Here is a 26,129-nt window from a genome sequence, read left to right as displayed (position 1 = left end):
GGCCCGGTTACGCCCGGAGTTGTCGGATCAGCCGAGCGGAAAGGCCGAGCGGTCGGGTTTCGGCAGCGGCGCGCCGCCCTTGGCCTGCAGAGCGTGTTCGTAAAGTTCACGCTTACCGAGCCCGCTGGCGGCCGATACGTCGGCGGCAGCGTCTTTCAAACGGACGCCGCCGGCCACCAGATCGAGAACTTCGGCGACTCCCATGGCCAAATCCAGTACCCGCACTTCGGCGCCCGCAACGACGATACAGATTTCGCCGCGCACCCCCGCAGCCGCCCACTCGGCCAGCTCGCTCGCCGTGCCGCGCTTGACCTCCTCGAAAAACTTAGTCAATTCCCGGCAGACCACGACCCGGCGATCGGGGCCGAGTGTTGACGCGAGGTCAAGCAGGGAATCGGCGAGGCGGTTGGGCGATTCAAAGAACACCATGGTGCGACGCTCGGCAGCGAGGTCACGCAGCAGCTTGACCCGCTCGCCGTGCTTCCGCGGCAAAAACCCCTCAAAGGTGAATCGGTCAGTCGGAAGCCCCGAGACGGCCAGAGCGGTCAGTACGGCAGAGGGTCCAGGCAGGGCCGTGACCTGAACGCCCGCAGCGACCGCGGCATCCACTAAGTGAAAGCCGGGATCAGAAACGGTGGGCATGCCGGCGTCGCTCAACACCAGAATGTCGACGTCGCGGGCCAGTTCGACGAGTTCGGCTGCCTTGCCGCGTTCGTTGTGGTCGTGCAGGGCAATGAGCTTGGGCCGGTTCTCAATTCCGAGGGCTTTCAGCAGATGGACGGTGACGCGGGTGTCCTCGGCCGCCACGATGGTGATCGTACTCAGGGTTTCGATAAGGCGTCGGGAAGCGTCGCCGAGGTTTCCGATCGGGGTGGCGGCCAGGATGATCATGCTGCAATTCTCGCAGCACCAGCCGAACATGCGGTCGACCGGCGCTCTATACGATGGTCACGTGCTCGCAACTAGTAGATGGGTTCGCTGGGGCAGCCACCTCGCCGTAGTACTGCTGGCCGCCGCGTTGCGTTTGTGGAACCTCGGCCTGCCGCACGCGCTCGTGTTCGACGAGACCTTCTATGTGAAGGACGCGTGGAGCCTGTTCAACAATGGCTACGAATCCACTTGGCCGACCGACGCCAATCCCCAGTTTGAGGCCGGGCGCACCGATATCTTCACGACTGACCCGTCGTTCGTGGTGCATCCGCCGCTCGGCAAGTGGCTGATCGCGCTCGGCATGAATCTGCTTGGCCCCGGCAACCCCTGGGGCTGGCGACTGGCGACTGTCCTGGTGGGGATACTCGCGGTCGTGCTCATCATGCTCGTGGCGCACAAACTGTTTCAGTCACGACTGCTCGCCCTGATCGCCGGTTTTCTGCTCGCCATCGACGGGCATGCCATCGTCATGAGCCGTGTGGCGTTACTCGATAATTTCGTGATGTTCTTCGCACTGCTGGGTTTCGGCGCCGTGTTGATGGACCGCCACTGGCACTCGACGCGTCTGGCAACCCGGCTCGCGGGTCGAACCGACCCAGGCTGGGGTCCTGCGTTGTGGTGGCGGCCGTGGTTACTCTCTGCGGGCCTCGCCTTTGGACTGGCCAGTTCGGTGAAGTGGTCAGGCCTGTATTTTCTCGCCGCGTTCGGCATCTACCTCGTCGTCGTCGATGCCCTGGCCCGGCGTCGAAATGGCGTTTCATTCTGGCTTAGTGCTGCCATTCTCAAACAAGCCCCCGCCACGTTTCTGACGCTCGTTCCCGTCGCCGGCGCCACGTTTTTAATCTCCTGGACCGGGTGGTTTGTCACGCGCGGTGGCTACTACCGCGACTGGGCTGACGGGGCGGGGGCGGCCTGGACCGGGCCGCTGGCGTGGGTACCGCACACGCTCCAAAGCTTTTGGCACTATCAGGCTGCTGCCTACACCTACCATGTGGGACTGGCCACACCGCATCCCTACCAGGCGAACCCCGTGACCTGGCTTTTCATGATTCGGCCAACCAGCATGTATTATCGCGGCTCCGACGCGGGCGAATTCGGCTGCCAGTATCAGAGCTGCTCCGAGGCCATCACCTCCGTTGGCAACCCGCTGATCTGGTGGGCCGCCACGGCGGCCCTGTTCTATCTCGTCTACCGACTCGCCCGGTATCGCGAGTGGCGGGTCGGCTTCATCCTGATGGGTATAGTCGCCGGCTATCTGCCGTGGCTGATGTATCTGAACCGCACGGTATTCCAGTTTTACACGATCGCCTTCGAGCCATACCTGCTGCTCGGTCTCACCTTCGTCATCGGGTTGCTCCTCAAGCGAATTCCCGACCAGGCGCAGCCCCGACGCAGGCATTCAGCAGATTCGCAGGTGTCAAAATGTGACCCCCAACCGAGGGTGGGCAGCGTCACCGCGGTGGCCGTGGGTCTTGGAGTCGCGCTGCTGATCACGGCTTTCTTCTTCCCGGTATGGACCGGAATGCAGACTTCGTTCGCGTTTTGGCAACTCCACATTTGGATGCCAAGCTGGCGATAGATCGGTCAAATACATTCCATTTTTGGCATATAATCACTGAGAAAAACGTGTGAATTGCGAGCGAACGGGGAGTTCGCGAACGTAGACTGACGGCTATCTGCTCCACGAGTAATTGCTCACTTCCCGGCTGAGAAGTCCCGAACGCTGAGAATTTAGACTCAGGAAGGCCTCATGTCGGAAGCACTAACCGCACCCTCGGTCCGCATTATCAGGACCCGGCCGGGTGGAGACACGAAAAACCCCACAACAGAATATTCGGCCCTCCTGCACACCGTGCGCAATCTCGGTCTTCTTGGCCGACGCACAGGCTTCTACTGGCTGGTTTTCTCCACTCTCGTGGCTGCCACTCTCGGCGCTGCCGTTGGGTTCGTGCTGCTTGGCGACACCTGGTACCAACTGATCATTGCCGCGGCGCTGGGCCTCATCTTTACCCAGTTCGCCTTTCTGGCCCACGAAGCCTCGCATCGTGCCGTGTTTACCTCCGGCAAAGCCAACGACCGGGCTGGCCGCGTTCTCGCCAACCTCTTCGTCGGCATCAGCTACGCCTGGTGGATGACAAAGCACAGTCGTCACCACGCCCAGCCGAACGTCGTCGGCAAGGACCCTGACATCGAACCAGACTTCATCGTCTTCCGTGAGGAAGACGCCAAAAAGGTCAGCCGACTCGGTGCCATCATCACCCGCAAACAGGGCTATTTCTTCTTCCCGCTGTTGATGTTCGAAGGCATCAACCTGCACATCCAGGGCTTCAAGACCGTCTTTGGTAAGAACAAGGTCAGCGAGCGCTGGGTCGAGATCACCATGCTCGTCACGCGCCTTGCTCTCTACTTTGCCGTGATCTTTTATTTCCTGCCGCTCGGCATGGCGTTCGCATTTGTCGGCGTGCAAATGGCGGTCTTCGGCGTTTACATGGGCGCAACCTTCGCGCCCAATCACAAGGGCATGCCGCAGCTTCCGGCCGAAAGCCGGGTCGATTTTCTTCGTCGTCAGGTGCTCACCAGCCGCAACATTCGCGGAGGCACCTTCATCGACCACTACATGGGCGGTCTCAACTACCAGATCGAGCACCACCTGTTTCCGAATATGGCCCGTCCGCACCTGCGTAAGGCCCAGGAGATCGCCAAGGAATACTGTCTCTCCCACGACGTGAAATACACCGAAACCGGCGTCTTTGAGAGCTATGGCATCGTCATCGCCTACCTCAACAAGGTCGGTCTGGCCGCGCGAGACCCCTTCGATTGCCCGATGGTGCAGCGCTTCCGCACGCACTAGGCCCGCGCACTAGTCGTCAGGCCGTCTCCCTTCGGGGAGGCGGCCTGTTTTTTCGTTTTGGGGGTATTCGGGTATTGGTACCTGTGGCGGAGTGAAGTTGTTAGTATGAAATTCCTTCGATTCGGGTCGCCGATACCGATAGGTGTCAGTCAGCGCCGAAACCATCGGCAACTCATGGGGGATGTTCGTGGCAGATAGCACCAAGCTCGGTCTGATCGGACTAACGAGTATCGCCCTGGCCGTCGGGCTGGTCGTCGTTTTCTCGCCGTCGGCGAGCGCCGACACCTCCTCCGACACGATCAGCTCCGCGATTCTCGGCGGAGCACTCTCGGCCGTCGTCTCCGCACCGACCCGGATGACCCCCGTCATTCTGGACGGGCGCTCCAGCCACACGTCCGTCGGCAGCCCCGCTCCGTGGACCATCACGAACGCCCGCGGATCCAGCGCAGCGTGGTGCCTGTCAGTGAGTGCCACTGACTTCACCAGCGCACCGGGCACGCTCGATACCATCGAACGCACCGTTGCCGTAGAGAACCTGACGATCACGCCCGGAACCGTCACGGCCCACTCCAGTGCGGGCGCCGATGCCGCTCCCACGACCGAACCCGTCGCCGTCTCCGGCCGCCCGCAGGCTCTGGTCTGGACCAGCACCCTCGGCAAAGGCACATTTACCCTGACGCCCGAGTTCAGCCTGAGCGTTCCACCCAACGCCTACCGATCGAATTTTTCGGGCCTGATCGACGGATCCCCCGTCCACCCGTTCGTCTCGATTCTCACGTTCACGATCGCCTGACACGACTCTGCGCGAACCTTGAGCCAATACTGACCGCTAGGCGGGCGGAAATATGCGGCTCGCGTGTGAGAATAGCGTTATTGCCTCAATTGGGGATCAAACCGGATACAAGTTTAAGGTCCACCCCATGTCACACCGTCCCACCGCACGTCGCCGAATAGGCGCCCGTCACCCCACGCCAGATTTGATTCGGGAACCGGTCGGCACACGGTTGGTTCGCCGTCTCGCCCTGCTCGCGGCCGTCGCCGTGCTGGCCCCCGTATTCGCCACCCTCGTCGTAAGCGCGCCGGCGGCCGCCATCGATGACGGAACCCTCGGCATCCGCCCGGAACTCGAATCAGACTTTTTTCACCTGAATCTCGCTCCCGGTGCCGCCGTCGAAGCCAACGCCGTCGTCAGCAATCACACGGATGCCGCGGTCACGCTGCTCAATTACGCCGTCGACGGGCAGAGCACCGCGCAGGGCGCCTTCGCTCTTGCCGCGCAGGCCGACGTTCAAACGCATGTGGGCAGCTGGGTGACTCTCGGTGCTGAGGCGATCACCGTTCCGGCCAACTCCGACCTCACCGTGCCGTTTCGATTGAGCGTTCCCCTCACGGCCACCCCGGGCGACTATGCCGGCGGAATCATCATCCAGAGTCCGCCCATTCAGGGTGAAACGACCACGTCCAACGGCGACGCAGCGCTGCGCCTCGATGTGATCCAGCGTCAGGGTGTTCGCATCTATCTGACGGTCGCCGGTACCGCAACGACCCAGTTGAGCCACGGCGGCTTGAACTGGGAACGCTCCGGTGACGCGGTCACGTTCACCCTGCCGATCCAGAACACGGGAAATACCATTCTGTATCCGACGGCCAGCCTGCGCCTGGACAGCGTGATCGGCGCCACAACAGAGCTGCAATTTGGGACGCCGGAGAGCATCCTGCCCGGGGCGACGCTCAACCTGCAGGCGACGCTGCCGCAGGCTGCCTTCATTCAGCTCGGCAGCGCCGACGCTACTCTCGTCTCCCTAGCCGGAACTGAAGAGGTAAGCACCGCGTTTAGCTACGTGCCGTGGTGGGTCATTCTCCTGGTGGTACTGCTGGTATTAGCGATCGCCTTCGGCGCCTGGCGTGCCACGCTTTTCGTTCGGCGAGCCCGCCTGGCGTTCGCCCAGGTCGCCCAGGTCGCGCCGCGGGTGGATGCCGAGTCGGCGCTCCCACCGGTGCGTGGCGATTCCGACAATTCTGAGTCCAACGTTCCAGAGCGGCAACCGGGTCGATGACGCGCACGCACCAACCCCGACGCCATGCACGAAGGCCGGGTGAACGTCGAACACACCTCCTTGCCATGCCGGGACTCACGATTCTCCTGCTGCTGGCCAGCTTTCTCGTGCCGCAGCCCCCCGCGCAGGCCGCCACCGCGACGGTCGACCTGAAGACGGCCGGCAGCTACTCCGTGCTCGCCACCGACGCCATCGCGAGCACGGGCAACAGCGCACTGAGCGGCAATGCCGGAACCAGCCCTGGCACAGCGATCACCGGCTTCCCGCCCGGAATTCTCACCGGCAGTATCCACGCCGGGGACAGCCATGCCGCGGCAGCCCAGGCCGACCTCACCCAGGCCTACGCTGATGCTGCGGGCCGCGTGCCGACCGGCACCCTCGCCGGAGATCTCGCCGGTCGCACGCTCACCGCAGGCGTCTACAAATCCACCGCCGCCCTCGCCGTGAGTACAACCCTCACCCTCGACGCCCAGAATGACCCCACCGCGGTGTTCATCTTCCAAATCGACGCGGCGTTCGACACTGCGGCGGCCAGCAGCATTGTGCTCGCCAACGGTGCCCAGGCGTCAAATGTGTTTTGGCAGGTCGTCGGCGCGGTCTCCCTCGGCGCCGCCTCCTCGTTCAGCGGAAACGTACTCGCCCTCGCCGCAATCTCCATCGGAGCTGGCACGACGTTCATCGGCCGAGCGTTGACCTCAAACGGCGCCATCGCCATGGCGAGCAATATCTTCATGACTGAACCACCCGTGACGCTGAAAACCGCCGGCATCTATTCGGTGTTGGCCGGGACATCCGTGCTGAATTCCGGCGGAACAACCCTCAGCGGCAGCCTCGGAGTGAGCCCGGGCAATGGCCTGACCGGCTTTCCACCCGGGCTGGTCACCGGAAGTACGCACCTCGGCACCGCGGAGAGCGCGCAGGCTCAAATCGACCTTCAGGCTGCAATCAACGATGCGGCTGCGCGCACACCGACTACTACTCTGAGCGGCAATCTGACCGGCCAGACCTACAACGCCGGCGTCTATGCCGCCCCGGGGGCGCTGGCCCTCGGGTCCTCAGTGACCCTCGATGGGCAGGGCAACCCTAACGCCGTGTTTATTTTTCAGTTGGACAGTACCCTCACAACCAGCGCAGCCAGCAGCCTGCGCCTGATCAACGGGGCACAGCCATCCCGCGTGTTCTGGCAGGTCGATGGCGCTGTGCGGCTGGGCGCGTCATCATCGTTCTCTGGCGTCATCCTCGGTCAGGCGGCGATCACAGTCGGCACGAATTCGAGTTTCACCGGGCGTGCCCTTACGAGGAACGGCACCATAACCCTCGGCAGCAGCACCTTCACGACCGATCCCGTGGTCAACCTCGGCAGCGCGAGCAGCTATGCCATCCTGGCGACCACCTCGGTCGCCAACACGGGCAATTCCTCGTTCGACGGCGATATCGGGGTAAGCCCGGGAACCGCGGTCACCGGATTCCCGCCCGGCGTACTCACCGGCACCATCCACGGCGGCGATGCTGCCGCGGCCGCTGCACAGGTCGACCTCGCCGCAGCGTACAAGGATGCCGCGGCGAGGCCAGCGAGCGCCACCATTGCCGGCGACCTCGGCGGCCGCACACTCACGTCCGGGGTCTATAAGGCTGCTGCCGCCCTCGCCATCAGCACCACGCTCACCCTCGATGGACAGGGCAACCCGAACGCCATCTTCATCATCCAAGTAGATGCGGCCTTCAACACGGCCGCCGGCAGCAGCGTCATCCTGACCAACGGGGCACAGGCGTCGCGGGTCTACTGGCAGGTGGCCGGGGCTGTGTCGATGGGGGCGGCATCCGCTTTTACCGGAACGATCATCGGCATGGCGGCGATCTCGATCGGAGCCGGCGTCAGCTACCTCGGGCGGGCGCTAACCGCCAACGGCGCCGTCAGTATGAGCACGGCGAGCTCCACCAGTCCGGCACCGGCCGCCGGTGACCTCACCGCGACCACCGCAGGCGCGACGCTGTCAGCGGTGACCATCCTGGGCACCGAACCCCAGTTCGCCACGGGTATCTCGAGCCAGTGGTCGATCATCGATGCGCGCGGCACCGGAGCGGCCTGGACCCTCTCGGTGAGTGCCACCACACCGACCAGCGCCGCCGGCACTGTCGAAACCGAAGACCGAATGATTCCCGCGCACAACCTGAGCATCACCCCCGGCACCATCACGACCGGCCCCAATACCGATCCCGCGACCGGTATCACCGCTCCAACGCTTGCGCTATCGGCCAGCCCGCAGACCCTGATCTCTACCACCGGCCCACACCGGGGCACCTACCTGCTGACGCCGACCTACAGCCTGATGATTCCTACCAACGCGTACCGGTCGAACTACTCGGGCGCCATCGACAACTCGCCGGTGAACCCCTACGTCACGGTTCTCACTTTCACCATTTCCTAGTTCGTTGCGGCCTGTACTAATCCCCATTCTGGGCATTGCGCCAACCTTGAGCTAACACTGATTCAACCCTGCGCGACGAACCGCCATTTTGCGCGGCCCCCGTGTGAGGATTGATTCATCGCCACCGGAACTCGTTCACAACGGATAACGAGTTCGGTTCACAGCCTGCGACGTCCGTTTCTCCCACACTTTCGTGGACACGCTATTTGGCGTGCCCGCACCACCAGTAGCGACCCAGAGGACACACCATGCGCACTTTCACCAAGACCGCGGGAATCATCGTCGCCACCGGCATCCTGTTCGGTGTGGCACTCTCCCCCGCCCAGGCAGTGGACAGCACCGACACGGTCAACGCGACCATCAGCGGGGGTAACCTCACCGCCAACCCGACCGCGCCCGACGCGATGACCGCCGTCGTTCTGGACGGCCTCAACGCGCAGACCTCCACCGGCACCGCGCCCACCTGGACCATCACCAACGCCCGCGGCACGAACAGCGCCTGGTCGTTGTCGGCCAGCGCCACCGACTTCGTCAGCGCGGCCGGCACCGTCGACACGACCGCCCGCACCCTGCCGGCCTCCAACCTCGTCATCACGCCGGGCACCATCACCGCCGGCACCGGCTCCGACGCAGCACCGACTGCCGCGGCCGTCACCATCAGCAATGTCGCCCAGTCGCTGGTCTCCACCACGACCCTCGGCAAGGGCACCTTCACCCTCGCCCCGACCTTCGACCTGAGCGTCCCGGCCAACACCTACCGCTCCAACTACTCGGCCGCGATCGGTTCCACCGCCGTCAACCCCTACGTGTCGACCATCACGTTCACCATCGCCTAGCGCCCGTTCTCGCCGGATCCCCCGGCTGGACCTCTCGGGCAACGCCTCGCACTTTACGGTGCGGGGCGTTTTGGGGTTAAGCGCCGTGTTGAAATCCCGTATCGATCCCCCGCCGACCACGTCCGGGTGCCGTACGATGAAGACCGTGACAGCGTACGTCTCAGCCCTGGACCTGTTTTCCATTGGAATCGGTCCGTCCAGTTCCCACACGGTGGGCCCGATGCGTGCTGCCCGCCTATTCGCCGAAGACCTCGTGGCCACCGGGCGTCTCAATGAGGTGGGGCGCATCCGCTGCTCACTCTTTGGGTCTCTGGGGTCGACCGGTCTCGGCCACGGTACGCCCGATGCCGTACTGGCCGGGCTGACCGGGCTGCGCCCGGAAACCTGCGATCCCAACCAGGTGCGCGGCTGCTGGGCCGGTATCGAAGACGGCGCTCACCTGATCCTGCTCGGCGGGCGCAGCATCCCTATCCAAAGCAGCGACGTGCGATTCGAGCCCCGCACGCGCCTGCCTGGGCACCCGAACGCGCTCACGCTGTCGGCCTGGGCGACCGACAGCACGGCGGATGCCGTCCCTCTCCTTGAGGAGACCTTCTATTCGATCGGTGGCGGGTTCATCCGCCGGGGCACCGAACGCTCGAGCGCGCAGACCCGCGTCACCCAGCCACTCCCCTACGATTCCAGCGCGCAGCTGCTCGCCCTGTGCGACTCCCATGACCTGACGATCTGCGAGGTCGCCCGCCGCAACGAAGAGGCGATTCACGGCGCCGCAGCGCTCGACGATGGGCTCGACGCCATCTGGGAGGCAATGCACACCTGCGTGGAGGCGGGACTCCGCACCACCGGCGTTCTGCCGGGTGGCCTCAAAGTCAAGCGCCGGGCATCCGCGGTGCGTAGCCGCTTGGAAGAATATGACGGGCTGGCACTGCGCGACCGTGACACCTCGACCGAGTGGCTGCACGCCTTCGCGCTCGCCGTGAACGAGGAGAACGCGGCCGGCGGCCGAGTCGTCACCGCGCCGACGAACGGGGCGGCCGGCATCATTCCCGCCGTCGGCCATTACTACCTGCGTTTCGTTCCGGGGGCGGACGCTGCCGGAATCCGTCGGTACCTGCTCACGGCCGTCGCCATCGGTTCGCTGGTAAAGGCCAACGCGTCGATCTCCGGGGCGGAGGGCGGCTGCCAAGCCGAGGTCGGTGCTGCGTGCGCCATGGCTTCTGGTGCACTCTGCGCCGTGCTCGGCGGAACACCGCGTCAGGTGGAGAATGCGGCCGAGATCGCCATGGAACATCACCTCGGGCTCACCTGCGACCCTGTCGGCGGTCTCGTGCAGGTTCCTTGCATCGAGCGCAATGCGATCGCCTCGTCGACGGCGGTATCGGCGGCCAGGTTGGCGCTGCACGGAGACGGAACACACCTCGTTTCGCTCGACACCGTGATCGAAACAATGCGGCAGACCGGACTCGACATGATGACGAAGTACAAGGAAACCAGCGAAGGCGGGCTCGCGGTCAATGTCATCGAATGCTGAGCGCACCACCCCGAACGGGGGTAGTCAACTCGGTCCTGCTGCCACTCGTTCACCCTAAGCTGGCTGAATGCGTGCATAGACAAGGTCACAGCACGTCTCACCAGGAAGGGTTGAACCATTCGCAGCTCACTCGTACGTCGCCCGTGGGGCATCATCGTTGCCGCTGTCCTGCTCGTGGCGGTCTCTGGCTGTGCCGGCGAACCTGCTCCGGCCGTCACCGTAACGATCAGGCCGACCGTGACCCCAGCGCCCACCCCGAGCCCCACGCCGACGCCGACGCCGGTTCCCACCGAGGAGCCGGCGCTCATTCCCAACCCAACGGTGCCCGACCTCGTTCCCAACGCGGAGCCCGTGCCCCTGCCGCAGGGACCCGCCGCTGACCAGGGCAGCACACCGGGCGCCCGCGGCACAACAACCGCTGACGGTGCGGGAGCCCTACTCACATACATTGTCGTCGAGGGCGACGCTTTCTTTGATGTCGCCCAACGATTCAACATTCCGGTTCAACTTATGCTCACCATGAATCCTTCGGTTCCCGGGCTCGGCGAGAACATCTACATCGAGCAGATCATCAACCTGGACTGGACCACGACCCGGTAGCCGTATGTCGCCGGATGACTCTCCCCGGCCACGGTTCCGCCCAGCGTCGGCGGCCCCCACTAGCCTTGATTCATGAGTTCTCCCGTTCCCTCGTCGCCCGTCGTCTCCACGCAGTGGCTGGCCGATCATCTCGGCTCTGACCACCTCGTCATTCTCGACGCCACCGTGCTCGCGCTCGCGCCATCAGCTTCCGGGCCGCGCTACCTCAGCGGGCGTGACGACTACCTCACCAAGGGGCACATTCCCGGAGCCGTGTTCGCCGACCTGTTCGATGTCTTCTCCGACCCGGCGGGCGAATTCGATTTCTCCCGGCCGAGCGCCGACCTGTTTGAGGCGGCCGCGGCATCCGTCGGAATCGACAACAGCACGACCGTCGTCGTTTACGACGCAGCGGTGGGACAGTGGGCTGCCCGCATCTGGTGGCTGTTCCGCGCCTTCGGCTACGACGATGTCGCCGTGCTCGACGGCGGTCTGACCAAGTGGCACGCCGAGACCCGCCCGTTCGCCACTGGCGGAACTCGACCGCGGGTCGTCGGCGGTTTCACGGCAACGCCGCGTCCCGAGCTGTGGGTCGACAAGAGCTTCGTCGAATCGATCGTCGCCGGCACAGCGGATGCCGCCCTCGTCTGCTCCGTTCCCCCGGCGGAATTCGCCGGCACGGCCGGGTCTCGCCCGCGTGCCGGACACATCCCTGGCAGCATCAACCTGCCGGCCGGCACACTCGTCGACCCCGCCACGAATGCTTTCCTGCGCGGCGATCAGCTCCAGGCGACGGTCGCCCCGTCCGTGGCGGCGTCGGCAGCCGGAGCGTCGGGCCACCTGGTGACGTACTGCGGTGGCGGAATCGCCGCGGCCGCGAGCGCCCTCGCTCTCATCCGCGCCGGCAACGAGCACGTCTCCATTTACGACGGCTCCCTCAATGAGTGGGCGGCCGACGCCTCCGCTCCGCTCCGCGCGCCCGGCGTGTAGCGCCGCGATCTCTGAGGCGGTCAGCGCTACAACCGGTTGACACCGGTCACGCGCACGACCGCCGCGCCGAGGTCATCGGAGTCTGCGAGGTTCACGCTCGCGCTGATCCCCCAGTCGTGGTCGCCGGCCGGGTCGTCGAGAATCTGGCGAACAGTCCACTCCCCGGCGCCCTCCTCGATCATGAGCAGGTCAGAACTTCTCGCGTTGCCGCCGGTGAGCAACTCATCGTGTTCAGCGAAATAGCCGTCCATGGCTTCGGCCCAGACGTCACTCGAGTAGCCGTGCTCGCGGTCGAGTTCGCCGAGCTCGTCGTAGTGCTCAAGTGCGGCCAACTGCACCCGGCGGAACAGTTCATTGCGCACCAAAATGCGAAAAGCCCGCACGTTAGTGGTCAGTCGGCGCGGCGGTGGCGGCAGAATCGCGTGCGATTCGGCGGCGTGCGCGGCGAGGTCGGGGTGTAGCAATTCCTCCCACTCGTCGAGCAGGCTCGAGTCCACCTGACGCACGAGCTCGCCGAGCCATTCGATCAGGTCGAGCAGGTCTTCGTTCTTCGCTTCGTCGGGAATGGTCTGCCGGGCGGCCCGATAGGCGTCGGACAGGTAGCGCAGCACGACGCCCTCGCTGCGGGCGAGCTTGTAGAACGCGATGAACTCGCCAAACGACATGGCCCGCTCGTACATGTCACGCACGACGGTTTTGGGCCTGAGTTCGAAGTCGGCGATCCACGGTTGAGATGCCTTGTAGGTCTCGAAGGTGTAGTTCAGCAGCTCTTCCAGCGGCTTGGGGTAGGTGATCTCCTCGAGCAGCGCCATCCGCTCGTCGTATTCGATGCCCTCACGCTTCATCGCGTTCACGGCCTCACCGCGCGCGGCAAATTGTTGCCCCATGAGCACCGGCCGCGGGTCGTCGAGGGTTGACTCCAGAATCGAAATCATGTCGAGCGAGTACGTGGGCGCTTCGGGGTCGAGAAGTTCGAACGCGGCCAGCGCAAACGGCGATAGCGGCTGGTTGAGCGCAAAGTTCGCCTGCAGGTCGACGGTCAAGCGGATGCTGCCGCTGGCGCTCTGCTCGACAATTCCGGCTTCACGCAGGGTCTTGTAGATACCGAGGGCCCGTCGGGCCAGCACCAGCTGGCGCTTCCACGGCTCGTGGTTGTCGAAAACGAGGGAGTGCACGTGGGCGAAGGCATCGCCGCCGCGTCCGATCACGTTGATGAGCATCGCCGCGGTCATCTGCATGCTCGAGGAGAGGGTCTCGGGTTCGGCGTCGACCAGGCGGCGGAAGCTCGGTTCGCCCCAGGAGACGAAACCGTCCGGCGCCTTCTTGCGCACGATTTTGCGCTTCTTTTTCGGGTCATCACCGGCTTTCTCGATGGCCTTGAGATTGTCGCTCTCGTGCTCGGGAGCTTGGATCACCACCGTTCCCGCGGTGTCGTAGCCGGCCCGCCCGGCCCGGCCCGCGATCTGGTGAAACTCTCGCACATTCACCTGACGCATTTTCACACCGTCATATTTGGTGAGGGCGGTGAACAGGACGGTGCGAATGGGCACATTGATGCCGACGCCGAGGGTGTCTGTGCCGCAGATCACCCGCAGGTAGCCGCGCTGGGCGAGCTGCTCCACCAAACGACGGTATTTCGGCAGCATGCCGGCATGGTGCACGCCGATTCCCATGCGGATGAGCCGCGACAGGGTCTTGCCGAAACTCGTGGTGAACCGAAACTCGCCGATCAGCTCTGCAATAACGTCACGCTGCTCCCGTGACGCGACCTTCGCGCTCGCCAGGGCCTGGGCACGCTCGAGGGCGGCGGCCTGGGAGAAGTGCACGATGTACACCGGCGCTTTGTCGGTGTGCAGCAGCTCTTCAACGGTTTCGTGCACCGGGGTCTGCTCGTAGTAATAGCTGAGCGGAACCGGGCGCTCCACCCCGGTGACGACCGCGGTGGCCCGCCCGGTACGCCGGGTCAGGTCGTCGCTGATGAATTTCACGTCACCGAGAGTGGCAGACATGAGAATGAACTGAACGCGCGGCAACAGCAGCAGGGGAACCTGCCAGGCCCAGCCTCGTTCCGGGTCCCCGTAGAAGTGGAACTCGTCCATTACGACGAGGTCGACCTCGGTGTCTTCGCCGTTTCGCAGCGCGAGGTTGGCGAGGATCTCGGCGGTGCAGCAGATGATTGGGGCGTCGGCGTTGACGCTCGAGTCGCCGGTCATCATGCCGACGTTTTCAGCCCCGAAAGTTTCGACCAGCGAGAAGAACTTCTCACTCACGAGGGCCTTGATCGGCGCGGTGTAGAAGCTGCGTTTACCGGCGGAGAGCGCCGCAAAATGGGCTCCGACGGCCACGAGCGACTTACCGGTCCCGGTCGGTGTGCTCAGGATGAGGTTGGCCCCCGAGACGATCTCGATGACCGCTTCCTCCTGCGCGGGGTAGAGAGTAAGGCCCTGCTCGGTTGCCCAGGTTTCGAACGCCTCGAAGAGAACGTCGGGGTCGGTTTCGTTTTCAAGGCGCGCAAGCTGAGACATAGTCCCTCAAGACTGCACTACTTCGCACTGTATCCTCGAATCTCCCCCTTTCAGTCTCTTCATCTGTCACGTTTCGGCGCACGCCGGCCCGGCCATCGCGCATAACTCCATGAATTTGGTGAATCAGCCGCCCAGCCGAACGTTCAATATGTTGCGGATGTCTGACGAAACCCGCCGAAACGCCTGGCCGGGTGGTAATCTCAGCCGCCCGTTCTAGTCTGACGACATGGTCTACGTCACTCCTGACACCGCTGCGGTTGCTACACCACACCCTGCCCAGGCGCTCTGGCGCCCGGCGGCCGCCGGGCTAGCTGCCGCCCTCGCGGGTCTCGGCGTGGCCGAGTTGACCGCGGCTTGGATAGCCCCCGGCGCGAGCCCGGTGCTGACGGTCGGCGCCCTCGTCATCGACATCGTTCCACCCGCCGTCAAGGACCTCGTCATTGGCCTGTTCGGCACGGCCGACAAGATTGTACTGATCGTGACAATCGTGCTCGTGCTGCTCCTGGTCGCCGGCCTGGCCGGCATTCTCGAGAGTCGGCGCCCGCCCTTCGGCCGCCTACTGGTCGTGCTCATCGGCGCGATCGCCCTGTTTGCGGCGCTCTCCCGCTCGAGCGCCTCCACCCTCGACGCGGTCCCGGCCGTCGTGGCCATGGGCGTAGCGGCGATCGCGCTGACCTTTCTCACGACCAGGCTGCCCGTCGATCGCCGCACCGGGCACTCCGCCACGGCATCGTCGCCGGAACAGGTACCGATACACCTCGAAGAAGGCGGCCCTGACCGTCGCCGTTTCCTCGTCTACACCGGAATCACCGCCGGCATCGGCCTGCTCGCCCTGGCCGGCACACAGTTCAGTGCCGCAGCCACCCGGGCAGCGGATGCCGCACGCGCGCTGTTCACCCTGCCCACGCCATCCGTTCGCGCGGCTGCCATTCCGGCCGGGGCGAGCCTCGACGTGGCAGGAATCACCCCGCTGATCACTCCGAACGCTGACTTCTATCGCATCGACACCGCCCTGAGCGTGCCGCGCATCGACCCGCGCGACTGGCGACTGAAGATCACCGGCATGGTCGAGAACGAGGTCGAGATCGACTTCGCCGAGCTGCTCGCCCTGCCGCTTGAAGAGAGCACGACCACCCTGGCCTGCGTGTCGAACTACGTCGGGGGCGACCTGATCGGCAATGCCACCTGGCTCGGCTACCCGATTCGCGAGCTGCTGGCGCGGGCGAAGCCCACGGGCAATGCCGATATGGTGCTTTCGACCAGCCAGGACGGTTTCACGGCCGGCACCCCGATCGAGGCGCTCACCGACGGCCGCAACGCCATTCTCGCCGTCGGTATGAACGGCGAACCGCTCCCCCTCGAACACGGCTATCCGGTGCGCATGGTCGTGCCCGGCCTGTACGGCTACGTCTCGGCGACGAAATGGGTCGTCGAACTCAAACTCACCCGGTTCGACCAGGAGCAGGGCTACTGGACCCCGCGCGGTTGGTCGGCACAAGGCCCGATCAAGCTCTCCTCCCGCATCGATGTGCCCCGCCAGGGAGCCTCGGTATCCGCCGGGTCGATCGTCATCGCCGGCGTGGCATGGTCGCAGCACGTGGGGATCAGCGCGGTCGCCGTGCAGATCGACGACGGCCCCTGGCAGGACGCCACCCTTGCCGACGCAATCTCGGTCGACACCTGGCGACAGTGGGCCTACACCTGGCAGAACGCGAGCGCCGGCGACCACACCGTCAAGGTGCGGGCAACGGATGCCGCGGGCCTCGTACAGACGTCGGCCACCGCCGACGTCGCCCCCAACGGAGCCACCGGACTGCACGAGATCTCGGTGTCCGTCTCGGGGTGACCTGCGCGGCGCAGGCTAGAACATGCGCCCGCCACCAAACCGGTGCCCGCCCCGTAAATTGGGGCACCACACGGAACACGGTACGACCTGGCCCGTGATCGGATAGCAGCACCGGCATCCGAATGAGCGTGCGCCGTCGCCCCGCCGCGATGCCCGTTGAGCGGATGCGGGGCGCTTACTCAGCCCCGCTGATCCCGTCGGGCGCGGGTCCTGCCGCGCAGGAGAGCCAGGCGATGCCCGTTGAGCGGATGCGGGGCGCTTACTCAGCCCCGCTGATCCCGTCGGGCGCGGGTCCTGCCGCGCAGGAGAGCCAGGCGACACCGCGATGCGCGGGGGTTACGCCACGGCGGGGGAGTTCTGGTGTGACCAGAACTCCCCCGCCAGGCGGTGTGCGGGAATAGCGCCGCTGCGCGGGAGTTCTACCTCCCGCGCAGCGACGCTACTCCTGCGCCAGGTAACGCCTGAGTTTCCTAGCCGTTGGCCCCACTGGTGTTGATGACACCGTTCACACCGGCCGGGAAGAACCCGCCCGACTTCACCGGCGCCGCATTCAGGTAGGTGATGTTGAGCACCTGGGCGGCACTGCGGCTGTAGACCAGGCCGTTGGCGTCTGTCGGCACCAGGTTCGCCTTCGACGCGTTGCCAATGCCCTGATCAAGATCGGTCGGGCCATCGACGGCGTCGCGCAAATTGGAGATCGCCTGCGCGGTCGTGTATACCGAGGGAAGCGCGATGCCGAGTGCGTACAGCGTGCTGCGGATGACACCGGCGTGATATGCCTCGACCGCAAGCAGCCCGGCGGCCGCTTCGAGGAATGTCTTGTTCGTGATCAGCGGCGCGGCACCCTTGTACGCGGTGACTCCGACGTCCTCGAAGATGAACGCCCCGAAGAGGAAGTTCGCCTCGTTGGCGTACACGTCGAATTTCTGGCCGGGCTTGACCAGACCGGCCGCCTGGGCAGCAGCCGTGAAGCTCGCGTCGAGGTTGATCTTCGGGCGAGACACCTTCGCGCTGCCCAGTGCGGACCGCAGGAAGGCCACGTGGGCCTTCTCGTCGGCGGCGATTTCATCGGCGTACTTCTTGATGATTGAGGTCTTGAAGTGCACCATGCGCCCGCCGGTCACACCGCCGCGCGTACCGGTTCCCGTCGTCATGCTGTCGGGCAGGCCCTGGCCGGTCGTTGCCCGCAGGTAGAACTCGGCCTCGAGGTATTCGAGGTTGAGGGCGAAGTTCAAAATGGCCGCATCGCTCGGTGCCTCTGCCGGTCCGGTGGAATCGACAGCCATTGCCGGACCGCCGGTAGCAAGCACCGCTGCCCCTACACCGAAGCCAGCCACGCCCGCCGCCCGAAGAAAGTTTCGGCGATCCGAAGAATTCTCCGCACTGCGATTGATGGCATTGGTAATAAATCCCTGATCAAACATCCTGGTTCTCCTGACGGTAAGTGAACGTGCCGGGGGTGGCTCAGTAACATCGGTAACGTACCCTTGCAAATCAATTTCGTGCAGGGGTGGACAAAGGTTGTAAGCAAACGATAAGAATAAATCTCACTTTTATGCATGAGCCCGTGTCTGCGCTATTTGAGCGCGCCGAACTTGCGTGCAGTTCCGGTGAAATCTTCGAGTCGGAGCGGTTGCAGATTAGAGCAGCAGGCCGTCTGCACCCACTCGCGGCACCCGGCGGGCGACACGGCGGTCGTGAAGCAGAGCAATTCCGTAGGCGGTGAAATAGAGCACCACCATCGGCACGGCGAGCAGGAACATGGACACGACATCGGCCGCCGGGGTTGCAATGGCCGTGAACAGGACGATCACCAGGATGGCCAGACGCCAGGATTTGATAATCGAGCTGGCACTGATCACCCCGGCAAAGTTCAACAACACAATAAATACCGGCAGGACGAACGCGATCCCGATGGCAATCATCAGTTTGAGCACGAAGTCGAAGTAATTTCCCGCATTAATCAGCGCGGCGTCCTGCTGGGGCGCGAAACTCGTCATGAGTTCAACGACGTGCGGCAACACAAACCAGCCGGACGCGCACCCGATCAGGAACAGCGGTACGGCCGAAAAAAAGAACCCGAAGGTGTATTGCTTCTCTTTGCGCGTCAGACCGGGCATCAGAAAAGCAAAGACCTGATACAGCCACATCGGGCTCGAGACGATCAGTCCGACGTAGAAGGAGATGCGCAGTTTGAGGTCAAACGCGCTCGTGATATCTGGGTAATTGATCTGCGCATTGCGGTTCTGGGCGCGGACGATGGCGTAGATCGGCTCGCGCAGACCATCCCAGACGAAGCCGGAAAGCAACCAGCCGGCAATGGCACCGACGAGGATGCCCGCAGCGGCGAGAAAGAGTCGCTTGCGCAGCTCAAGCAGGTGCTGCCCAAGCGACATCTTTTTCTTGGCGGGCGCGGTACGCACGCCCTCCACCACCACGATTTCCTAGGCTTTCGGGTTCGGCGTGCCGCTCGAGTCTGCGCGAGGAATGTCGGCGCGAGCACTGTCGGCGCGAGCACTGTCGGCGCGAGCACTGTCGGCGCGAGCGCTGTCGGCCGAACTAACGGGCGTACCGTCGTCGGTGCGTTCCGGGGTGATCTCGCTTTTGAAAATCTTCATGGACTGACCGAGACTGCGGGCGAGCCCCGGCAGTTTCGGTGCGCCGAACAACAGCAGGATCACGACGAGAATAATTAGGAAATGCCATCCGGTCAGGTTGCTCAGCATGCGATTTCTCCCTCTAGTGAGTCGGTCGTGCAGCAGTGTAACGGTCTCACCGGAGATAAAACCGGGTAAATCTCATCATTTTTTTCGCCTGTAAGATATTTCTTCGTCCCGGCGATAGAATTCACGCTGTCAGGGCGTAGACCCGAACGTTGCGAAGCGTTCGAGAACCTCGCCGATGCGCATTTTGCACCCGCCACATCCGGTGCCAGCTCGGGTGGCCGCTGGGCGTCATCGAGGTCGCGCAGCACGGTGACCCCGCGCGGGAGCGGGCGCCGTTGGTGTCGAGGGTGGCGGCATCCGCTCCGCGGGCCCCCCACCGGGCCGTACCCGACGAGCACGATGTGCTCGGGGCTTCGCGTTTCAGATGTGCTGTGTTCAGACATGGCGTTACCTGACGGACACATTCCGCTCTGGGGTCCGGTGATTCGGGCAGCGCAGGTCGAGGGTGGCAGAATTAGACGACCTGCGCCCGCGCATCCGCTGTTTGAAAGGCCCGCATATGACGATCACCGCCGCCGCCGACGGTTCTGCCCTCGGAAACCCCGGACCAGCCGGCTGGGCCTGGTACGTCGACGATTCCTGCTGGGCCGCTGGTGGCTGGAAGCACGCCACGAACAATCAGGGCGAGTTGAAGGCCGTGCTCGAGCTATTTCGCGCCACCGCGCACATCGACGACGATCTTTTGGTGCTGTGCGACAGCCAGTACGTGATCAACTCGGTCACCAAGTGGATGAAGGGCTGGAAGGCCAAGGGCTGGCGCAAGGGCGATGGCAAACCGGTCATGAACCTCGACCTGCTGAAGGAGATCGATGAAGCCATCGCCGGGCGCCGATACAGGTTCGAGTGGGTCAAGGGTCACGTCGGGCATCCGCTCAACGAGGCTGCCGATGAGCGTGCGCGCGGCGCGGCCGAGGCGTTTCAGCGTGGCCGATCGGCACCGGCCGGGCCGGGTTTTGCCGGGGCTTCTGCGGTAGCCGAACCAGTGGTGCGGGCGCGAGTTGCGGTATCCGTCGGCCAGAGTGCCTCTGGCTCGCCCACACTTCCCACTGGCCGGGTCACCGAGCGGGCCACAGCCTACCCACACGACGAGCTGTTCTCGTTCGACGACCTCGGTGACGATATTGGTGACGATATCGGCGAGGACCACCGCGAGCTCACCGACCCGCACGGCCCCGACGCGATGCGCGGCACGAGCGAGCGGCACCGGGTGACGCTCTCGCTCAGCGCCGAGGAACACCGGCGTCTGGTGCAGCGCGCTGCAGCCCGCGGAGTGACGATCGAGGAGTACCTGCGCGGCCAGATCTGAGCCGTGGGACCATGGAACATGACCGTTTCTCCCTTTGACCCCGCACAACTGCACGCCTTCGAGACCGCTCTCGCTGAACGCCGCCGCGAACTGACCGTCGAGTCCCAGCGCCTCGCCGACACCAATGCCCGCGTGCAGAGTTCCCGCAGCGACGGCTCGGCCGATGGCGCCCACGACGCTGAGGCCTCCTCGCTGCGCACCGAATGGTCACGCATGTCGAGGTTCCAGGGTGAGGCCGTCGAAGAGCTCGCGGCCATCGATCGGGCTCTGCAGCGCATCGTCGACGGCACCTTCGGCCTGTGCGTACACTGCGGTGAGCGCATCCCCGAGGGCCGACTGGAGATCAAACCGGCCGCCGACCTCTGCATGATGTGCGCCGAGAAGGTCGCCCCGCGCCGGCGTTAGTGCCGACCCGGGGAACGTAGGTTTTGCGGTGGTCGCCACGTTGGCCCTCGCCTGGATCATCGCCCTCGCCGCCTGGCAGTTCGGCCGCGTGAGAAAATATCGGCCGGCTTCGGCTCACACCACGAATAGACGCGGTCAGCGCACTCCGATGAGAGAGCGCAGGCCGAATTCGGAGACGATCGGAATGCCGTAGTCCCGCGCCTTGCCGGTCTTGCCGGTGATCGAAGCGGGGTCGGCGGCAACGAGAAGCCGAGTGCGCAGGGTGACCGCCGTACCCAGGGACAACCCCCGTGCGACCAGTTCCCGGCCCCAGTCGGAGCGGGCACGCGCCATGTCACCGGTGAGCACGACTATGTCGCCCTGCTCCAGCAGCACGGTGTCGATCGAAATGATCGGTAGCTGTACCACCGAAGCGGGTGCCGCCAGTGCTGCGGCAACGACGTCTGGAGCGATATCGAGCATGCGGGCAACCGCGATCAGATCAGCGGAATCCGCGACGCTGAGAGCTTCGCCCGACCAGGCAACCCGCACGAGGTCCTCAAAGTACCGGCGATGCAGCGCCGTGCAATCCGTGGCACTGATGCCGCAAAATTCGGACAGGACCCGAAGTTCACGTGTTTCCTGAGCCGAGAGAACATGATCGAGCAGGCACAAATCAAGCAGGGCCAGGTAGTCGAGGTGTTCCTCGGGGCCGGTGTAGTCGGGGAGTTTCACGGCCGCCCGGGCCAGGAAGCTCGGCGTCGCCTCCGTCTCCTCAGGTATTGACGGGTCGCGCTGCACCCACTCTGCGTCGGTGGCAGCGGCGAGTCTCGGCCAGGCGGATCGCTCGGCGCGGTCGAGAGCGTTGATCCACGGTGCGACGCTGGGCGAACCGTGCACGTAGGCGGCCAGAAGGCTCGCACAGGCCACGGCCTGCACCAGGGCGCCCGGTCCGGGCTCGATTTCGATGTCGTAGGCAGCACAACAATCGACCAGCAGCCGACCAGCCCCCGGCAGATAGGTGCGGGCCAGGTGCATGGTGCAGACGGCCTCAAGTCCACGGCCGGGAGCATAACCAATCAGCTCGAACTCGCGCATGAGAAATCCGGTGACGAACTGGGCGTTGTGCGTCACCAATACTCGGCCACGAAGCAGGTCGACCAGGCGCGGTGCAATCTGCTCGAACGTCGGCGCGCGCAGGAGTTCGGCCGTGCTGACGCCGTGAATCGCCACGTCCCCGGCGTTGCTTCCGGGGTTCACAACGGTTTCCCAGCGCGCAGCAATGTGACCACCCTCGTCGAGGTGCACCACTGCGACCTCGACGACCCGATCCCGTTGATACGGGAACAGTCCAGTAGTTTTCAAACTTATAACGGCGTATCCACGTTCGGGCATGGTCACACTCCACAATCTTGTCCTGTGAAGTTATCCACAAACCGATCGCATCGCGACAGCCCGTTCGGGGGCTTGTGGGTATCGCCGCGCACTGTTTAAGTACGAGTGCTTAAATGCCTAGCTGGCGGAGGTGGCCTTCCGCGCCGAGTTCTTCGGGGGTAACAGAGTGTCTGCTTCCTCCAGCGACATCCCATTGGTTTCGGGTACCTTACGCAGCACGAACCAGAAGGACAGTCCGGCGAACAGGGCGTACAGTGCGTAGGTGATGGGCAGAGAAGCATCCGCCATCGGCGGAAAGCTGACCGTGATCAAGAAGTTTGCGATCCATTGGGCGGCTGCGGCCAGCCCGAGGGCCTTGGCGCGAATCGAGTTGGGGAACATCTCCCCGAGGAGCACCCACACCACCGGTCCCCACGAGGCTCCGAAGGAGATCACGAACAGGTTTGCGGCAACGAGCGCGATCGGCGCCCAGGCGCCCGGCAGGCTGAGCGCGCCGTCGACCGTGACCGACTGGCTGAACGCCGCCGCCATCGTTGCCAGCGACACCGTCATGCCGATGGAGCCGGCCAATAGGATCGGCCGCCGGCCGATCCGGTCGACCAGGGCGATTGCGACGAGGGTGACCAGAATGTTGGTCACCGAGGTGATCACCGAGATGGTCAGCGAGTTCGATTCCTCGAAGCCCACCGCGCTCCACAGGGTGGTCGAGTAGTAGAAGATCACGTTGATACCGACGAACTGCTGGAACACCGACAAAATGATGCCGACCCAGACAATGGGCTTGAGCCCGAAGGTACTGCCTCGCAGAGACCCAGACTTCTGCGACCGCGCATCGACCTCGATCGAGCGACGCATGTCGCGAATCTCCCGGTCGACGTCCCCGCTCGGCCAGAGGCGGGTGAACACGGCGCGGGCATCCGCTTCTTTGTCTTTGAGAATGAGGAAACGCGGGGATTCCGGCAGGATGAATGCGATGCCGCCATAGACGACGGCCGGCACGGCGCCGGCGAGGAACATCCAGCGCCAGGCTTCCAGTCCGAACCAGAACTCGCCGGCGGCTCCGCCCGCACTCTCGGCGAAAACGGCGTCGGAGAGTAGCGCGGTGAAGATACCGAGCGTGATCGCAAGCTGTTGGAGGGAGCCGAGTCGTCCGCGCATGTGCCGCGGTGAAATTTCAGCGATATAAGCCGGTGCGACGACAGATGCGAGACCGATACCGAGCCCGCCGATGATTCGCCAGATGATCAGGTCAACGACGCCGAACGCGAAACCTGAGCCGATCGAGCTGACCAGAAACACCACGCCGCCGAGCACCATCATGGGAATGCGCCCGTAGCGGTCGGCGAAGCGGCCCCCGAAGAACGCACCGGCTGCCGCGCCGAGCAGCGCGCAGGCCACCGCGAAACCGGTGAGGGTAGCGTTCAGCCCGAATTCCTCCTGAACCGCGTTGACGGCCCCGTTAATAACCGAGGAGTCGAACCCGAATAGAAATCCGCCGAGAGCACCGGCGACGGCCAGCGCGATGACTTTTCTGTTCGATCCGGGTGCGAGGTCAGTCGGCTTCGTGGACGCGTTCATCGTGCTGGGTATCGATTGATCACCTGACTAGCCTACTTCGGGTGTCAGCGGATGCCGCGCCGGGCAGGCAAATAATCGGGTGTGCGTCAGACTGGCAGCCGCGTACGGCGCGCGTCCAGCGAGGCGGGGCTACCATCCGAAGATGGGGAGATTCACGGACAGCTGGCGCTCGCACCTCTTGGTTACCCTCTCGGGGAACAGCGAGGGGCGACCCAAATGGGTCGGCCAGATTGTCACGGGAGATGACGCTGGCTTCTTCGGCCCGGGAAGCGCGGTCTGGACCGTGCACGGTGGTATGGCGACTATGGTTGCCGGCATTCGCGCGCTGCTCATGCAAACCCTGCACCCGGGTGCCATGGCCGGCGTGCACGACTGGTCGCGCTACCACGAAGACCCGCTCGGACGCCTCTCCGGCACCATCCAGTGGCTCATCACGGTGACCTTCGCCGACACCGTCGTCGCCAAGCGGGAATCGGGAAGGGTCGCGTACTTTCACGAGCGTGTGAGCGGCACCTATCTTGATGCGCGGGGCGAGGAACGTCCCTATTCCGCAGACGATCCCGACCTTCTATCGTGGGTGCACGTTGTCTTCACCGATGCTTTTCTGCAGTCGCACCTGCTCTGGGGCGACGCCATTCCCGGTGGCGCCGACCGCTACGTCGACGAATGGGCGATCGCCGGGGAGCTCATCGGCGTGCAGGACGCCCCACACTCGGCGGCCGAACTGGCCGCACAGCTTGAGGCTTTTCGCAGTGCCGGAACTCTCAAGAGTGACGCCCGCGTGGCCGAAGCGGTGCGGTTCATCCGCTACCCACCGCTCAGCCGCGGAATGCTGCCGTTCTACCGCATCATGTTCGCCGGCGCCGTGGCGTCGATCCCCCGCGAGTATCGCGACATGCTCGGCCTAAAACGATCCCTCCTGCCAACGATCTGGACTACCCGACTGGTCCTCGGTATCGTGCGCTCTCTACTGGGCCCTTCGTCGACCTCGGAGGATGCCGCCCGGGTGCGGCTCGCGCGCATCGCCGCAACGGAACAGCTAGAGCACCCCAGCGGACCGTGAGTTTGCGGGTTCCGCGATCGACAGCGCCTTCTGCCCACGCTGGGCCCGACCCCGCACGCCCAGCGCCAAAAACATCGTGATGGCGAACGCGGCGCTCAGATACAGGATGGTAGCGACGATGATCGTGAGCGCGCTCGGGCGCACGATGGATTCACCGGCCAGCGCCTGCCAGGTGAGCAGGAGAAGAATGCCGCTGTAGAGGGCGGTAAACGTGATCACGATCGCGACGCGGGTGCGTTCGGGCCGGAGTATTGGCATCCGTTTCATGAGCAGTTCGAGCACCACGGCCGCGAGCGGAATCAGCTGCAGGGCGTGCATGCCGACGAAGTGGGGAATGCGCAGGTCGCCGGCCACCGTGCTCCAGCCGAGAACGGGGATACCCGGGCCGCCGTCGGCCAAGCCAACGGTATGGGCGCCGGCGATGCCCTGGAAATTGTCGAGCTGGGCCGCGGTTGGGCTGGTCATGAGAAAGGCGAGGCCCATTCCGATGACGGCGATCACAATTCCCGAGCGGATGGCGACGGTGCGCGCGCGGTCGCCGAGGGCGGCGCCGCCATGTCGCCCGCCGAACACGAGCAGCGCGGCGACGACCATCGCCGCGAACCAGACGGTGACGATCGACACCGCCATGATGCCCCAGATCGCGGCCTGAAACGATGTGGAGACATTGAAATGGCTCGTCGTGTCGCCCGCGGCGGCCCCGACGATCGCGACCATTTCCACCAGGAGGAGCACGGCACTGATCGTGCCGGCCCACCAGGCCAAGCGTCGTCCGCGCCGGACGAGGCCGATCAGCCAGGCCAGGGTGACGCTGTAGATCACGATGGACAGCGCGAATTTGAGCGGTTTGGTCCAGAGTGGAAGGCCGGTCACCTCACGGTGATCGACGACCAGCCCGATGCTGCTCACGATCGCAAGAACCGCCATGGCGGCGGCGACCGCGAGCAGCGGACGATGCCAGGCGACGCTGGCGGGGAGTTCACCGGACTGTGAGGTGGCGGCGGTAGAAGTGCTGGTGCGGAACATGATAGCTCCTTCAGTCAGAAGGGTTTCGGGGCGGACGGTCCGGGTTCTGGGGCGACTCGGTTTCGGGAGTGGGCGGT

Annotated in this window: 21 protein-coding genes; 13 read left to right on the top strand and 8 right to left on the bottom strand. The window is 64.5% G+C overall.

Features of this window, described 5'->3' with window-relative positions:
- Positions 1-27: 27 nt before the first annotated feature.
- On the bottom strand, positions 28-891 hold the full coding sequence (rsmI, locus tag E3T39_RS14430) for a 16S rRNA (cytidine(1402)-2'-O)-methyltransferase (protein WP_134516508.1): 864 nt from the start codon (positions 889-891) through the stop codon (positions 28-30).
- Between rsmI and E3T39_RS14425 the strand changes: the two genes are divergently transcribed.
- From E3T39_RS14425 to E3T39_RS14385, 9 genes are all read left to right on the top strand, one after another.
- The gene (locus E3T39_RS14425; RefSeq protein WP_241979727.1) at positions 890-2,509 is read left to right on the top strand and encodes a dolichyl-phosphate-mannose--protein mannosyltransferase; all 1,620 of its coding nucleotides are present in this window, start codon (positions 890-892) and stop codon (positions 2,507-2,509) included. The two genes, rsmI and E3T39_RS14425, sit on opposite strands and share 2 nt — an antisense overlap.
- Before the next feature lie 171 nt (positions 2,510-2,680).
- Positions 2,681-3,781: a fatty acid desaturase family protein gene (locus E3T39_RS14420; RefSeq protein ID WP_134516504.1), complete on the top strand. Its 1,101-nt coding sequence runs from the start codon at positions 2,681-2,683 to the stop codon at positions 3,779-3,781.
- A 187-nt stretch (positions 3,782-3,968) separates the two neighbouring features.
- Positions 3,969-4,574, top strand: coding sequence for a hypothetical protein (locus E3T39_RS14415; protein WP_241979726.1), 606 nt, complete (start codon positions 3,969-3,971; stop codon positions 4,572-4,574).
- 127 nt (positions 4,575-4,701) lie between these two features.
- Entirely contained in the window at positions 4,702-5,838 is a 1,137-nt protein-coding gene (locus tag E3T39_RS14410) for a WxL protein peptidoglycan domain-containing protein (protein WP_134516502.1), read from the top strand.
- 65 nt (positions 5,839-5,903) lie between these two features.
- Entirely contained in the window at positions 5,904-8,267 is a 2,364-nt protein-coding gene (locus E3T39_RS14405; protein WP_166784142.1) for an ice-binding family protein, read from the top strand.
- 248 nt (positions 8,268-8,515) lie between these two features.
- Positions 8,516-9,103, top strand: a complete 588-nt coding sequence (locus tag E3T39_RS14400) for a WxL domain-containing protein (protein ID WP_134516498.1) — start codon at positions 8,516-8,518, stop codon at positions 9,101-9,103.
- A 145-nt stretch (positions 9,104-9,248) separates the two neighbouring features.
- Positions 9,249-10,634 carry an L-serine ammonia-lyase gene (locus E3T39_RS14395; protein WP_134516496.1) on the top strand — a complete coding sequence of 462 codons (1,386 nt, stop codon included), beginning with the start codon at positions 9,249-9,251 and terminating at the stop codon, positions 10,632-10,634.
- A gap of 237 nt (positions 10,635-10,871) precedes the next feature.
- Positions 10,872-11,234: a LysM peptidoglycan-binding domain-containing protein gene (locus E3T39_RS16265; RefSeq protein WP_194085994.1), complete on the top strand. Its 363-nt coding sequence runs from the start codon at positions 10,872-10,874 to the stop codon at positions 11,232-11,234.
- A gap of 72 nt (positions 11,235-11,306) precedes the next feature.
- Positions 11,307-12,203, top strand: coding sequence for a sulfurtransferase (locus E3T39_RS14385; protein ID WP_134516492.1), 897 nt, complete (start codon positions 11,307-11,309; stop codon positions 12,201-12,203).
- Positions 12,204-12,229: 26 nt separating this feature from the next.
- Here E3T39_RS14385 and E3T39_RS14380 read toward each other — a convergent pair whose 3' ends face one another.
- Complete coding sequence (locus tag E3T39_RS14380; RefSeq protein ID WP_134516490.1) at positions 12,230-14,728, bottom strand: DEAD/DEAH box helicase; 2,499 nt, start codon at positions 14,726-14,728, stop codon at positions 12,230-12,232.
- 226 nt (positions 14,729-14,954) lie between these two features.
- Here E3T39_RS14380 and E3T39_RS14375 point away from each other — a divergent pair, with 226 nt between their 5' ends.
- Positions 14,955-16,574, top strand: a complete 1,620-nt coding sequence (locus tag E3T39_RS14375) for a molybdopterin-dependent oxidoreductase (protein WP_134516488.1) — start codon at positions 14,955-14,957, stop codon at positions 16,572-16,574.
- A gap of 470 nt (positions 16,575-17,044) precedes the next feature.
- Here the strand turns inward: E3T39_RS14375 and E3T39_RS14370 are convergent, their stop codons facing one another.
- The 3 genes from E3T39_RS14370 to tatA all read right to left on the bottom strand — a co-directional run bounded on the left by E3T39_RS14370 (position 17,045) and on the right by tatA (position 19,300).
- A complete protein-coding gene (locus tag E3T39_RS14370; RefSeq protein WP_134516486.1) occupies positions 17,045-17,998 on the bottom strand; it encodes a ferritin-like domain-containing protein in 954 nt (317 codons plus the stop codon).
- 216 nt (positions 17,999-18,214) lie between these two features.
- A complete protein-coding gene (tatC, locus tag E3T39_RS14365) occupies positions 18,215-18,970 on the bottom strand; it encodes a twin-arginine translocase subunit TatC (protein WP_134516747.1) in 756 nt (251 codons plus the stop codon).
- A gap of 48 nt (positions 18,971-19,018) precedes the next feature.
- Positions 19,019-19,300 (bottom strand): twin-arginine translocase TatA/TatE family subunit, encoded by a 282-nt coding sequence (gene tatA, locus E3T39_RS14360; RefSeq protein ID WP_134516484.1) that lies wholly within the window; start codon positions 19,298-19,300, stop codon positions 19,019-19,021.
- 499 nt (positions 19,301-19,799) lie between these two features.
- On the opposite strand from tatA, the gene E3T39_RS14350 reads away from it, so the two are divergent.
- Together E3T39_RS14350 and E3T39_RS14345 are read left to right on the top strand one after the other, a co-directional pair.
- On the top strand, positions 19,800-20,606 hold the full coding sequence (locus E3T39_RS14350; RefSeq protein ID WP_134516746.1) for an RNase H family protein: 807 nt from the start codon (positions 19,800-19,802) through the stop codon (positions 20,604-20,606).
- 18 nt (positions 20,607-20,624) lie between these two features.
- The gene (locus tag E3T39_RS14345) at positions 20,625-21,011 is read left to right on the top strand and encodes a TraR/DksA family transcriptional regulator (protein WP_134516482.1); all 387 of its coding nucleotides are present in this window, start codon (positions 20,625-20,627) and stop codon (positions 21,009-21,011) included.
- A 135-nt stretch (positions 21,012-21,146) separates the two neighbouring features.
- Here E3T39_RS14345 and E3T39_RS14340 read toward each other — a convergent pair whose 3' ends face one another.
- Complete coding sequence (locus tag E3T39_RS14340; RefSeq protein WP_134516480.1) at positions 21,147-22,385, bottom strand: exonuclease domain-containing protein; 1,239 nt, start codon at positions 22,383-22,385, stop codon at positions 21,147-21,149.
- A 117-nt stretch (positions 22,386-22,502) separates the two neighbouring features.
- On the bottom strand, positions 22,503-23,963 hold the full coding sequence (locus E3T39_RS14335) for a sugar porter family MFS transporter (RefSeq protein WP_134516478.1): 1,461 nt from the start codon (positions 23,961-23,963) through the stop codon (positions 22,503-22,505).
- A gap of 142 nt (positions 23,964-24,105) precedes the next feature.
- On the opposite strand from E3T39_RS14335, the gene E3T39_RS14330 reads away from it, so the two are divergent.
- The gene (locus E3T39_RS14330; protein ID WP_134516476.1) at positions 24,106-25,026 is read left to right on the top strand and encodes an oxygenase MpaB family protein; all 921 of its coding nucleotides are present in this window, start codon (positions 24,106-24,108) and stop codon (positions 25,024-25,026) included.
- Here E3T39_RS14330 and E3T39_RS14325 read toward each other — a convergent pair.
- Positions 25,003-26,052 carry a hypothetical protein gene (locus tag E3T39_RS14325; protein ID WP_174845142.1) on the bottom strand — a complete coding sequence of 350 codons (1,050 nt, stop codon included), beginning with the start codon at positions 26,050-26,052 and terminating at the stop codon, positions 25,003-25,005. The genes E3T39_RS14330 and E3T39_RS14325 overlap by 24 nt on opposite strands.
- Between the last annotated feature and the right edge of the window lie 77 nt (positions 26,053-26,129).

This window comes from Cryobacterium suzukii (assembly GCF_004403185.1).
In the GTDB taxonomy this organism is placed as follows: Bacteria; Actinomycetota; Actinomycetes; order Actinomycetales; family Microbacteriaceae; genus Cryobacterium; species Cryobacterium suzukii.
Note: the sequence above shows the minus strand (reverse complement) of the source record. Positions and strands in the feature narration are given on the sequence as shown.

What these genes read in the sequence shown, in the direction of transcription:
- rsmI (WP_134516508.1), bottom strand. Translation starts at nt 891, where the DNA reads ATGATCATCCTGGCCGCCACCCCGATCGGAAACCTCGGCGACGCTTCC.
- E3T39_RS14345 (WP_134516482.1), top strand. Translation starts at nt 20,625, where the DNA reads ATGACCGTTTCTCCCTTTGACCCCGCACAACTGCACGCCTTCGAGACC.
- E3T39_RS14385 (WP_134516492.1), top strand. Translation starts at nt 11,307, where the DNA reads ATGAGTTCTCCCGTTCCCTCGTCGCCCGTCGTCTCCACGCAGTGGCTG.
- tatA (WP_134516484.1), bottom strand. Translation starts at nt 19,300, where the DNA reads ATGCTGAGCAACCTGACCGGATGGCATTTCCTAATTATTCTCGTCGTG.
- E3T39_RS14370 (WP_134516486.1), bottom strand. Translation starts at nt 17,998, where the DNA reads ATGTTTGATCAGGGATTTATTACCAATGCCATCAATCGCAGTGCGGAG.
- E3T39_RS14400 (WP_134516498.1), top strand. Translation starts at nt 8,516, where the DNA reads ATGCGCACTTTCACCAAGACCGCGGGAATCATCGTCGCCACCGGCATC.
- E3T39_RS14325 (WP_174845142.1), bottom strand. Translation starts at nt 26,052, where the DNA reads ATGTTCCGCACCAGCACTTCTACCGCCGCCACCTCACAGTCCGGTGAA.
- tatC (WP_134516747.1), bottom strand. Translation starts at nt 18,970, where the DNA reads ATGTCGCTTGGGCAGCACCTGCTTGAGCTGCGCAAGCGACTCTTTCTC.
- E3T39_RS14375 (WP_134516488.1), top strand. Translation starts at nt 14,955, where the DNA reads ATGGTCTACGTCACTCCTGACACCGCTGCGGTTGCTACACCACACCCT.
- E3T39_RS14380 (WP_134516490.1), bottom strand. Translation starts at nt 14,728, where the DNA reads ATGTCTCAGCTTGCGCGCCTTGAAAACGAAACCGACCCCGACGTTCTC.
- E3T39_RS14410 (WP_134516502.1), top strand. Translation starts at nt 4,702, where the DNA reads ATGTCACACCGTCCCACCGCACGTCGCCGAATAGGCGCCCGTCACCCC.
- E3T39_RS14340 (WP_134516480.1), bottom strand. Translation starts at nt 22,385, where the DNA reads ATGCCCGAACGTGGATACGCCGTTATAAGTTTGAAAACTACTGGACTG.
- E3T39_RS14350 (WP_134516746.1), top strand. Translation starts at nt 19,800, where the DNA reads ATGACGATCACCGCCGCCGCCGACGGTTCTGCCCTCGGAAACCCCGGA.
- E3T39_RS14330 (WP_134516476.1), top strand. Translation starts at nt 24,106, where the DNA reads ATGGGGAGATTCACGGACAGCTGGCGCTCGCACCTCTTGGTTACCCTC.
- E3T39_RS14335 (WP_134516478.1), bottom strand. Translation starts at nt 23,963, where the DNA reads ATGAACGCGTCCACGAAGCCGACTGACCTCGCACCCGGATCGAACAGA.
- E3T39_RS14425 (WP_241979727.1), top strand. Translation starts at nt 890, where the DNA reads ATGCTGCAATTCTCGCAGCACCAGCCGAACATGCGGTCGACCGGCGCT.
- E3T39_RS14420 (WP_134516504.1), top strand. Translation starts at nt 2,681, where the DNA reads ATGTCGGAAGCACTAACCGCACCCTCGGTCCGCATTATCAGGACCCGG.
- E3T39_RS14405 (WP_166784142.1), top strand. Translation starts at nt 5,904, where the DNA reads ATGCCGGGACTCACGATTCTCCTGCTGCTGGCCAGCTTTCTCGTGCCG.